The organism is Streptomyces sp. Ag109_O5-1, assembly GCF_003814875.1.
Lineage (GTDB): Bacteria > Actinomycetota > Actinomycetes > Streptomycetales > Streptomycetaceae > Streptomyces > Streptomyces sasae.
In genome coordinates, this window is sequence record NZ_RKQF01000001.1 from 3,142,085 (window position 1) to 3,152,505 (window position 10,421).

At 70.2% G+C, this 10,421-nt stretch carries 11 protein-coding genes and 1 pseudogene; 2 read left to right on the forward strand and 10 right to left on the reverse strand.

Features of this window, described 5'->3' with window-relative positions; translation table 11 throughout:
* Positions 1–66 precede the first annotated feature (66 nt).
* The 9 genes and pseudogenes from EDD90_RS14185 to EDD90_RS14225 all read right to left on the reverse strand — a co-directional run bounded on the left by EDD90_RS14185 (position 67) and on the right by EDD90_RS14225 (position 7,227).
* Positions 67–453, reverse strand: coding sequence for a hypothetical protein (locus EDD90_RS14185; RefSeq protein ID WP_123973371.1), 387 nt, complete (start codon positions 451–453; stop codon positions 67–69).
* A gap of 211 nt (positions 454–664) precedes the next feature.
* Positions 665–943 (reverse strand): hypothetical protein, encoded by a 279-nt coding sequence (locus EDD90_RS14190; protein WP_123973372.1) that lies wholly within the window; start codon positions 941–943, stop codon positions 665–667.
* Between the two features lie 38 nt (positions 944–981).
* Entirely contained in the window at positions 982–1,542 is a 561-nt protein-coding gene (locus EDD90_RS14195) for a hypothetical protein (protein WP_123973373.1), read from the reverse strand.
* A gap of 298 nt (positions 1,543–1,840) precedes the next feature.
* On the reverse strand, positions 1,841–2,221 hold the full coding sequence (locus EDD90_RS14200) for a hypothetical protein (protein ID WP_123973374.1): 381 nt from the start codon (positions 2,219–2,221) through the stop codon (positions 1,841–1,843).
* Positions 2,222–3,279: 1,058 nt separating this feature from the next.
* On the reverse strand, positions 3,280–3,585 hold the full coding sequence (locus EDD90_RS14205) for a hypothetical protein (RefSeq protein ID WP_123973375.1): 306 nt from the start codon (positions 3,583–3,585) through the stop codon (positions 3,280–3,282).
* A 301-nt stretch (positions 3,586–3,886) separates the two neighbouring features.
* Positions 3,887–4,096: pseudogene (locus EDD90_RS14210) on the reverse strand (DUF6099 family protein); the annotation flags it as partial.
* A gap of 177 nt (positions 4,097–4,273) precedes the next feature.
* Positions 4,274–4,603, reverse strand: a complete 330-nt coding sequence (locus EDD90_RS14215; protein ID WP_123973376.1) for a nucleotide pyrophosphohydrolase — start codon at positions 4,601–4,603, stop codon at positions 4,274–4,276.
* Positions 4,600–5,634, reverse strand: a complete 1,035-nt coding sequence (locus EDD90_RS14220; RefSeq protein WP_398924500.1) for an ATP-binding protein — start codon at positions 5,632–5,634, stop codon at positions 4,600–4,602. Before EDD90_RS14220 ends, EDD90_RS14215 begins: the two co-directional genes overlap by 4 nt.
* Positions 5,635–6,837: 1,203 nt before the next feature.
* A complete protein-coding gene (locus tag EDD90_RS14225) occupies positions 6,838–7,227 on the reverse strand; it encodes a cell division protein SepF (RefSeq protein WP_123973377.1) in 390 nt (129 codons plus the stop codon).
* A 241-nt stretch (positions 7,228–7,468) separates the two neighbouring features.
* Between EDD90_RS14225 and EDD90_RS14230 the strand changes: the two genes are divergently transcribed.
* The gene (locus tag EDD90_RS14230) at positions 7,469–9,220 is read left to right on the forward strand and encodes a hypothetical protein (RefSeq protein WP_398924502.1); all 1,752 of its coding nucleotides are present in this window, start codon (positions 7,469–7,471) and stop codon (positions 9,218–9,220) included.
* Between the two features lie 44 nt (positions 9,221–9,264).
* Here EDD90_RS14230 and EDD90_RS14235 read toward each other — a convergent pair whose 3' ends face one another.
* Positions 9,265–9,780: a YceI family protein gene (locus EDD90_RS14235; protein WP_123973378.1), complete on the reverse strand. Its 516-nt coding sequence runs from the start codon at positions 9,778–9,780 to the stop codon at positions 9,265–9,267.
* Positions 9,781–9,869: 89 nt separating this feature from the next.
* Here EDD90_RS14235 and EDD90_RS14240 point away from each other — a divergent pair, with 89 nt between their 5' ends.
* Positions 9,870–10,367 carry a MarR family winged helix-turn-helix transcriptional regulator gene (locus EDD90_RS14240; protein WP_123973379.1) on the forward strand — a complete coding sequence of 166 codons (498 nt, stop codon included), beginning with the start codon at positions 9,870–9,872 and terminating at the stop codon, positions 10,365–10,367.
* Positions 10,368–10,421: the final 54 nt, after the last annotated feature.

Genomic DNA, 10,421 nt, shown 5'->3' on the forward strand with positions numbered 1-10,421 from the left:
GCGGGCGGGAGCGGAGGGGGGCTCGACCGCCCGCCCGGCCTGCTACTGGGTGGGGGTGGTGGGGCGTCAGGCCCGGTAGAAGTCGCGCCAGAGGTCGTAGGGGTCGGCCTCGTGCTGCGCGCCGGCGTGGTGGTCGCCGTGGCAGTGGTCGCAGCGGATGACGCCCGCGTCTTCCTCGGTCAGGGCCCCGTCGACCAGGTCCGCGCAGTCGTAGCACTGGGCGAGTTCGCAGCCGGGGGTGAGGGCCAGACCCAGCTGCCAGGCGGCGATGGTGCTGAGGGACAGCCGCTCGGCGCGGTCGGCGTACGGGACGGCCGGGGTGTCCTCGGTGAGGCCGTAGGCGGTGCCCAGGCGGACGAGGACGAAGTCGATGGAGAACCGGACCTGGGCGTCGGTGAGTTCGACGCGGGTGATCCGGCGGCGCCCGGCGGGGGGCGCGATGGTGCTGGTCACTGGGTTCCTCCACGGGTGGAGTGATCAGGACCGGGGCGGTTGCCCTGGTCCCTGTCGGCGTGACCACCATCGCAGAAAGTATTGCCCGCGCGCAATACTCAATTGGGGGCGTTTAAGCAGGCCAGCGGCTTGCGGTGGAGATTGGACAGCCTCCGGGCATGACGAAGGCCCCGCCCCCGGGGGATTCGGGGCGGGGCCTTCGGCTTGTGGGTTATGCGCGCCGGCCGGACGTGGGGAGCCACCCCTTCACGAGGTTGCGGTGGAACTCCAGGATGGCCGAGCGGGAGACGTGTTCGCCGCGCTTGCCGGGGACGGCATACAGCGGACGGTCGGCGGCCTTGTACTTACGTCGCAGGTCGCGGGCACTCATCGGGTGGGGGCTCGTCGCGACGGCGGCCTCCGCCTCGGCCCAGGTGACTAGGTCCGCGGGGGGACGGGCGAAGAAGTCGGCGGTGACGCAGCCAGGGGTGCGGGGCGGCGCGGAGGACACGGCGGCTCTGATCTTGTTGTGTGGACGGTAGGGGTGGGTCAGGCGGCTGCGGCGACGCCGGCCTTTACGTTGTGGCGGGCGACCTGCCAGAGCGTGAATACGTGAGGCTCTCCCGGGGTGATGGCGCAGCGCAGCACACGGCATGCGGCTACCCAGGCCCCTTGCGGGCTGCGGGTGCCGACCAGGGACCAGCACAGGCAGGCGGGACACTCCAGCTTGCCGAGCAGGTCGTCGGCGTCGCCGATGGTCAGCGCGGCGCGCAGGTCGTGGACGAGACGCAGCTGGTCGTAGTCGATGCGGGCGGCGTCGTCGTTCTCGGCAAGGGTCGCGGCATAGTCGGCGAGCGCGGTACGGCCGACCGGGATCTCCACCTCGCGGCCGTAGCGGCGGGCGAAGTCTTCCAGGGCGTGCTCGTGGTCGAGGACGAGGTCGTAGACGCTGAGGTTGTACGGGGTGCCAGCGTTGGCGCGGGTCGCCCGGCGCTCGGGGAGGGCCAGGGCGCCGCCCTGATGGGTGGTGCCAGCTGTGGACCAGTGGGCGTCTGCGGCGATCTGGTACGCGAGAGCGCTACGGCGTGGTGCGCGCTGCGGGTTGGTCATTGGCCCCCCTTGAGTGTTCAGTGACTGGTCGCTGTCTGCGGGCATGCCGCCAGGACCCTGTGAGCGGAGTGACGGGTTCCGGTCATGGCCGGAACTTCATCCTGCCAGGCCGTTCCGGCCGTGTGCAGATGGGATGTCGTACATGTGGGCGAATAGTGAAGGCTTTGCCAGCGCCCTACTTAAGCTTTGCAGCAAAGCCGAAAAAAGCGCCTCCCGCCAGGACAGCCATGTACGGGTTGCCCGTTTCTGACGGGTTGGCGCCTTATATGCGTGCGACGTCGGCGAACGGCCGGCCGCTCTACTCCCGGGCCGCCTCAGCAGCTCGGGCCAGGTCACGCAGCAGGGAAGTGACCTCGACGGCAGAGTTGAAGTCGACCCCCGAATCGGGATCAGCCGGAAGATCCTCGCGCCCCTCCCGGACGCTGACGAGGCCACCCACCAGGCGCTCCAGCTCCCTGGTGATGAGGCTTACGACCGCGCCGGTCTCCTGGCTGCCGAGGTCGACGCCGGCCTTCTCGAACACGCCCCGCCAGTAGCGGTTCGCCTGCTCCTGGAGTTCAGCGTTCCCGGTGTCGTCGGCCGCGGCCAGCACCTCAGCCCTACGGCGGGAGGAGAGGTCCACGACCGACGCCATGTGTGGCGTTTCGGCGTCGCCCGGCTGGGCAGCGGTCGCAGGCATGTGGTCTCTCCACTGTGGGCGGCATCTGTCAATTAGCGGGACACGATACCCACCGGTAATCAGCCATGGGATAGCGGTACCCCCGCGCGCTTCCAGGTTGCCGACATGATCGCGCACGGGGGGGTACAGCAAGTCCCACGGGGGAGGTCAGGGACGCCCCCGACCTGGGGGCATCCTAGAACTTTCTCGCGGCAAACAACAGACCCTGTCCAATGTGCACCGATCAGTCCTGTTAAGCACCTCCCGGGCAGGCGAGAGCTGGGCGCCGGCCTACACAGCAGCCCGAAGCGATGCGACGCCCCTCCGTAGGCCACGCCGGGCCGGATCTTTGGCTTGATCTCGCTGGTGCTCTCTGGCGGGGGTTGACGCCGTCGACTAAGCACAGCTCACGAGCAGGGCTGAAACATAGGGGGTGTCTTCCCTGTCCTGCTGTCCCGGTGGGACGTTGACCTGGGCATATGGGCGGGACAGCCAGAGAGGTGAGTGTCCCGGCCGTCCCGCCCCCATGTTTCAGCCAGCGGCAGCGCCGCTGAACTCTTCCCGCCCAGACGAGGCGAGTGGACACCGAGACAGAAGGACACACGGGACCGCCCCGGCCAGCGGCAACGAGCAATACCTGGGCGTGGGCAATAACCGGGAAAGCGCCGAATACATCACGGTTATTGGGCAGCGGGAAATGGATTCGAGGCCGATTCACCAGCGGCTATGCATACCGCCGCTTCTTCGGGGCCTCTTGAGATCCGGCGCCAACATAGCGCCTTTCCCCCGCAGCAACGCCTTCCTCGTGCTCAACTATCGTGTAGGTGGCGAATGCCCCGCCTCCAGGATAGAAGGGCTCCCGATCGGTGCGGAAATGGACGTGGCGTGGGCAGTGCGCCGGGCCGCAGTTCCTGGATCAGGCCCGCGGCCGCGAGGGAGGCGAGCGTCGTGTCGGCCTATTTGGTTACGCGAGCGGCGCCGGCAACGATGTCCGCGACCTACAGCAACACCCTCCGCCGCCAACTGATCCGCATCGCGCGCTCCACCCGGAAAGCCACCCTCCTTGGGTTTGTCTGATATTACTGCCCAAATTGCTTTCTATTGAAACTGTCTTGCCACCATTTATTATAGGCTTCATTCCCCCTATAGATAGCGCTATTGGGGTCGCCGTAATAGCGTGGGTAGTAACCCGCCGGGGAATCCGGCGCCCGCTCCAGGGCTTCACGCTCTTTTTGAATTAGGGAGGTGTCGCCTGCTTTGTGATTACTCTTCCATTCATTTTGACTTTGAAGTCGATTATATATGGCGGCGCCTACGATGCCTACGACAGGCGCAGCGGCGCAGGCGGCGGCATAAACCTTTGCAATGGATTTCAGCTTTACCATAATCGCGCCTTTCTCGTTAGGCTATATCCATAAGGCGCCTGATTGTATTCATTCTAGAGTGAGACTGCATCAAGCCATGATTGCTCCCTTCTCTCAGCTTAGTACCTAACAGCGTGGACAACCCGGCGGCCGAACCGTTCGTAACCTCCGCCCGCCGGCCGAAGTTCATCGCGGCCCGGGGCTTCGCCCCCACCGATTGAGCATGGGCAATACGCGGGCAAGGAGGTCGGCACCGACGACCGGCAGCTCGGGCTACAGCTGCTTGACCTGCGACTTAGCCTTCCAAGGCCGCTGTACGGTACGGCCCGGTGAGGACCCCGCAGCCCCGGCCCGCCAGCTCGGTCAGACCGAGGGCCTCGCCGCGCAGCTCGGGCGGGCCGGAGACGGCCAGCCTGCTGCCGATCGCCTGGGCCAGGGCCTGGGCCTGCCACACCTCGGTCATCAGTTCCGGTACACCCGCGCCGTGCGCCAGCGCCCGTCTGCTCGCCACGATGAGCCGCATCGCGTCCATCAGTCGCCCCGTCCCCGTCGGTCCGAACCGCCTTGCTGCACTCAGTAGTTCACTACCCAGAGTGAGGGCGTGCGAGACGTAATGCCAGAGGAAGACGGAAATCTGTGGACAACAATTCGGATTCGGGCGAGGTTTTGAATACGGAGCGTTAAATTGGAGTGCGGTACTCCATCCCTGTCAGGCGGGCGGGAACCGCTTCTCGTTGCGGGCGATCTTCGCGTCCAGCGCGGCCAGCGGATCGATGTCGAGGACCTCGCAGAACTGGAGCAGATAGGACAGGACGTCGGCGACCTCGTCCGTGACCTTGTGGGCGGTGTCGGGGTCGTCCATCACCCGGGCCGACTCCTCCGGGGTCAACCACTGGAAGATCTCGACCAGTTCGGAGGCCTCCACGCTGAGGGCGGCCACCAGGTTCTTGGGCGTGTGGTACTGCCGCCAGTCGCGGGCGGCAGCGAACTCGGCCAGCCTGCGCTGGAGGTTCGCCACGTCGAGAGGTTCGTCGGTCACCCGTCCAGGTGTACCACCGTGATCGCTCCCCCTCCGACGGCCCAGGAGGCGTCGCTCAGCGCGCCGACGAAGCGGATGTGGCCGCGTTCGCCCATCAGGACTGCGGTGCGCAGGAGTTCGGTGCGCTGGCGGGGGTCGAGGCAGCGGTCGAAACCGTCGGCGAGGACGGTGAGGCTGCGCATGGCGTCGGGGACCTCGCCGGGGGCGTCGACCTCCAGGACGCCGGGGCCGGTGAAGAGGACCAGTGCGAGGGCGAGATGGCGCAGCTCGCCGTCGCCGAGCCGCGCCAGCTCCGAGCGGTGGCCGTCGCCCCGGTCGAGCAGCGCCCGTACCGTGCCGTCGCCCAGCGGTTCGGCGAGCAGGTCGGCGACGGGGCCGGCGCAGCCGGTGCGCACCGCGTCGACGAGCTGCGCGTGCCGCCGGCCGCATTCGGTGCGGGTGCGCCACAGCACGTCGGCGAGGTTGCCGCACCCGCGCAGCAGGCGGCCGGAGCCGGTGAGGACGGGGGTGCGCATGTCTTCGGGCCGTGGATCGCAGGCGAACACCGACCGGAGGGCGACGACCATCTGTTCGGCGGCGGCGAGAACCTGCCGCTGGCCGTCCGTCTTCCCCGCCACCCTCAGCGGCAGCAACGCCGTACCCAGCCGGTCGTCGGGGAGCGGGGCCCGGGTCACGGGGGAGCTGCCCGCCGTGTGCCAGGCGGCCTGTACGGCGCGCCGGCCCGGGTCGCGCAGGGCGGTCTCCAGGAGCACCAGGCCACCGGCGGTCAGCCGCTCCCCCACGATCCGCAGTTCGGGCTCGGCCTGCACGGCGACGTCGAGCCGCACCGGCCCCTCGGCGCCGTCGGCCGTACACCCGATCCGAAACCCTCGCCGCCGCTGTGCGTCGGGCCGCGCCCGCTCCGGCACGAGCGCGACGGGATCGGGAAACACGTCATCCAGCGCGGCCCCGCCCCCGAGCCGCGCCAGCGCCTCGTAGGCCGCGAGCACAGCGGACTTGCCACTGCCGCTGGGCCCCGCGAAGAGAGTCACCTGCCCCAGCGGAAAACTCGCACCCCGATGCCGGGCATAGGCGGAGAGCCGAAGCTCGGTGACCCGGGGTCGGGGGTCACGGCGGGGGGTGGGGGCGGCGGGGGTGGGGAGGGCCGAGGGCGAGACGAGCCGACGGACGGGCGACGGCGACGATCGGGCAGCGGGATCCGCGGGCCCGGCGGCCGAGCGGGCGGCCGACGCGTCCGCAGAACCGGTGGCCGGGCCATCGACGGGCGGGGCGGCGGACTCTGGGGCGGACGGACCGGGAGATGGCCCAGCGGCCGAGCGGGCGGCCGACGCGTCCGCAGAACCCGTGGCCGGGCCATCGACGGGCGGGGCGGCGGACTCTGGGGCGGACGGACCGGGAGATGGCCCAGCGGCCGAGCGGGCGGCCGACGCGTCCGCAGAACCGGTGGCCGGGCCATCGACGGGCGGGGCGGCGGACTCTGGGGCGGACGGACCGGGAGATGGCCCAGCGGCCGAGCGGGCGGCCGACGCGTCCGCAGAACCCGTGGCCGGGCCATCGACGGGCGGGGCGGCGGACTCTGGGGCGGACGGACCGGGAGACCCGCCGACGGCCGAGGCGACGCCGGGCGAACCGGCGGTACAAGCGGCCGGTGGTGGTTCCTGGCGACCGGAGCGGGCGCGCGGGACGGTCTCCGGAGACCGGGCGGAGGTGCCGGATCGGGACGGAGGAGGCCGTTCGGACGGCGGTGCCTCCGCCCCCGTCGGCATGCTCGCCGACGCCGCGCCTTCCGACGACGCGGACGGGGCCGGCGTATCGCCCGGGGCGGGACGGGCAGGCGGAGAAGAACCGGACGCGGACGAGGTGGGGGACACGGCCATATGCGGACCGTACGGGTCCGGCCGACCGGCGAACCGTTCCGCCGTCCGGACCTTCCTACGATCGGGGGACGGCGACGCTCACTCGCCCCTACGCCCGGGACCGGGCACCGGCCGCTCCTCGGCCCTGCGCCGCGGCGGAGAACCGGACATCCAGCCGGACGTCCAGCCGCCCGACGAGCGACCCGCCCCATGAGTGACCCGCACCGCTGCTGTCCCACGACTGCCGTCCCCGACCACTACGGCACGCCGCAACCGACCGGCCGAGCACTCACCCTCGCCACAACCGACGGACCCGGCATCCGGCAGCCCCGCAACCTGCCGGCGCCCCCGGTCGGCCTCGCGGCCGGTCGGGTCGGCTCAGCCGCCGGAGGCCCCCGCTCCCTCCATCAGGCCGCTGACCTCCGTGCCCGGCGGGGTCAGGAGGAAGACGTTGCGGTCGACCCGGTGCATTCCGCTGCCCAGGCCGAAGACCACGCCCGTGCTGAAGTCGAGGACGCGCTTGGCGACCTCCGTCTCCGCGCTGGTCAGGTCGAGCAGGACCGGTATCCCCGCCATCAGCGTCTCCGCGACCTCGCGGGCGTCCGCGAAGACATTGACCCGCAGGACGACGAAACGGCGGCGCGTCTCGGTCTCCGCGTCCGGAAGCGCACGGTGGCCCACCGCCGAAGGCCACGCGTCGCGGCCCCGCAGCGGCACGACCTGGGCGAGCCCCTCCCACTGTTCATCGGTGACGTCGTAACGGCTCACCGGCTCCCCCCGACCTGACTCGCACTCAATGCCTGCACCAGCCAATTCTTACGCCAAGTCACCCGTTCGGCCCAACAGCGACACGAAGCGCGAGCGAATACGCGGGGCACTTGGCCACAGAAGCGGAGATCTTCCTACTATTCAGCCGATTGCCGCGCATTAGAGGCTTCTTACCGGCCTCTCACCGGACTCTTCTCCTCCGGCCATGCACCGCTCACCACCCGCGATTACCGTCCGGTGCGTGCACTTGGCAGAAACACAACAGGTGACACCCGACCGGCGGACACAGTCGGCGGTGTCCGCCGCTCCGGGCAACTCCGGAGTCCCAGCGCAATGGCACCGCGTTCTGACGGTTCTCGCCGACATCAGTCTGTTCGTCGGTACCCGCTCGATCTGGACGCAGGCAGCCACGCACCACCTGCTCCTGGCGGCCATGATCTCGGTCTGCTACGCCTCGATCCTGGTGTCCGGCGTGCTCACGCTGATCGTCCGCACCACCCGGTCACTGGCCCGCCTCGACCTGGTGATCCTGGTCACGGCGGTGATCCTCGCCCTGTGCGGCTGGGCGCTGAACCACAGCGGCGGCGACGAGGGCGTCCTCACCACCCAGGCCGCCAAGGCGATCGTCGCCGGCCACCCGGTGTACGGACAACCCTGGCCCTGGCTGTTCGGCGGCAAGGGCGTCGCCCTCACGCCGACGATAGGCGGGAGCTACGACTACACGTACGGCTATCCCCCGCTGGCCCCGCTGCTCGCCGCCCCGCTGTTGTGGCTCGGCCACGACGGTGCCCCGGCGACGGCGGTGTGCACGGGTGCGCTGATCGCTGGCACGATCGCGCTGTGGCGGATGCTCCCGGTGCCGTGGCGGTCGGCGGCGACGCTGGCCTGCCTGGGCTTCGGTTTCCTGCCGACGTACGCCCGGGTCGGCTACCCGGCGATCATCGGCCTGGCGCTGCTGATCCCGGTGGTGGTGCGCTGGCCGCGGATCGGCGCGGGCGGCCGGCTGGGCGCGGCCGGGATCGCGCGGGCCGCATGCCTGGGGGCCGCGTGCGCGGCGCAGCAGCTGCCGTGGTTCGTCACGCCGTTCCTGCTGGCCGGGATCTACGCGGTGCGGCGCGGTGAACTCGGTGGCCGGGCGGCCGCTCTGGTGATCCTGCGGATCATGGGCGTGGCGGCCACGGTCTGGCTGCTGATCAACACGTACTTCATCGTGTCCGAGCCCGGCCGCTGGCTGCGCGGGATCGCGCTGCCGCTGATCCAGGGTGCCGTGGTGCACGGCCAGGGTCTGGTGGACATCACGCTGTACTACACGAACGGCAGCGACCGCATCGACTGGTACTCGCACGCCAGCATGCTCTTCGCGGCGGGCCTGCTCGCCCTGTTCGTGCTGTTCGTACGGCGGCTCGGCCCGGCCGCGACCGTGCTGCCCTGGCTGGCCTTCTACCTGGCGACCCGCTCCCAGGACGGCTACTACCTGATGATGACCCCGCTGTGGCTGGCGGCCGCCGTCACCGCTCCGCTGCCGGAGTTCGAGCGGGCCTGGCAGCCGCGCCCGGCCTTCCTGACCGGGCCCCGCCGCCGCACCGCCCTGGTCGCCGCTGTCGTCCTGCTGCTCACCCCGGCGCTCGCGAGCGCGGCCGTCGCGGTGTCCGGCAGGCCGCCGCTGCGGATGGCGATCACCGCCCTGCGCCGGGACAGGCAGTCTCCGGACGTCGTCAGGGAGATGACCCTGAAGGTGGTCAACACGGGGAGCACCCCGCTCACCCCGCACTACACGATCACCACCGGTCAGGGCATGAGCATGTACTGGCAGCAGGTGCGGGGTCCGGCGACGATCCCGGGACACGGCACGGCGAGCGTCGTACTCAAGCCGCCGAAGGGCCGCTTCGGCGTTCCGGGCAAGCCGAGCACCCGGCTGCGGCTGCGCGCCTTCACGGCCGATCCGCAGACTTTGTCCAGCCAGGACGTCAAGATCCGCAGGACGGCGCGTTAGCAGGACCGCGGGTCGGCGGGACGACGGGTCGGCAGGACCACGGCTCAGACCGCCGCGCGCGTGAAGCGGAGGGTCGCGGCCACCGTGGTCGGGCCGCCCATCATGCCCATCTGGTTGAACGTGATGCCGAACTCCTCGCGCACCACCTGGAACTCGGCCTCTAGGGTGAGTCCCTCGGCGTCCGCCGAGACCAGCTTGGCGGTGACCTTCTGGGGCCTGCTGATGCCCCGGACGGTCAGCTGACCGTCGACCTGCACCACGTCACCCGCGCCCCGCTCGGCGCCGCGCACCGCGAAGGTGATCTCCGGGTGGTTGTCGGCGTCGAAGAAGTCGGCCGAGCGCAGATGGTCGTCGCGCTTCTTGTTCTTGGTGTCGAGCGAGGTCGCGTCGATCACCAGGGTGCCGGTGGCGGTGCCGTCGGCGGACACCTCACCCCGGCCGCCGACGCCCGTGAAGGCGCCCTTGACGGTGATCAGACCCCAGAAGGACTTGTGCCGGACGGCAACGGCGGAGGCGGTCGGGTCGAGCTGCCAGAGGCCGGTTTCCACGGTGACGGTCATGGCCGTACTCCGATCAATTGATGGTTCAAATTTGGATGACCTCACGCTAGCCCAATATTCAAATTTGGACAACAGGTAGAATCGGCGGCATGGCCGCGTCCGAGGAACACCCCGCCGAGCTGCCCGAATGCCCGTCCTCCACGGGCGGCGGGCTGCTCCCCGCCGAGCTGCGCGCCTGGATGCTGCTGCTGGCCGCGACGGGCGCGGTGGAACAGCGGCTGCGGTCGGTCGTGAAGGAGACGCTGGACGTCTCGCACGACGAGTTCCTGATCCTGTGTCTGCTGGCCGAGCGGCCTCGCGAGGGTCTGCGCATGACCCGGATCGCCGAGCTCCTGGGCCGCCCCAAGACCCGCCTCACGTACCAGATCGCCTGTCTCCAGCGCGCCGGTCTGGTCACCCGCAAGTCGGCCTGCGGCGACAAGCGGGGCATCGAGGTCACCCTCACCGACAAGGCGCGCCGGCACTTCCAGGACGCCTCCGCCGCCCTCGCCGAGGCGGTCGGGCAGGCGGTCGGCCATGTCATCGGTCCGGAGCAGCGCGAGGCGCTGACCGCGCTGATACCGGAGCTCGCCGACGACACGCCCTGACGGTACGAATCAGGCCACTTCACCCCCGGGAGGCCCAGGTCACAGCCACGGAGA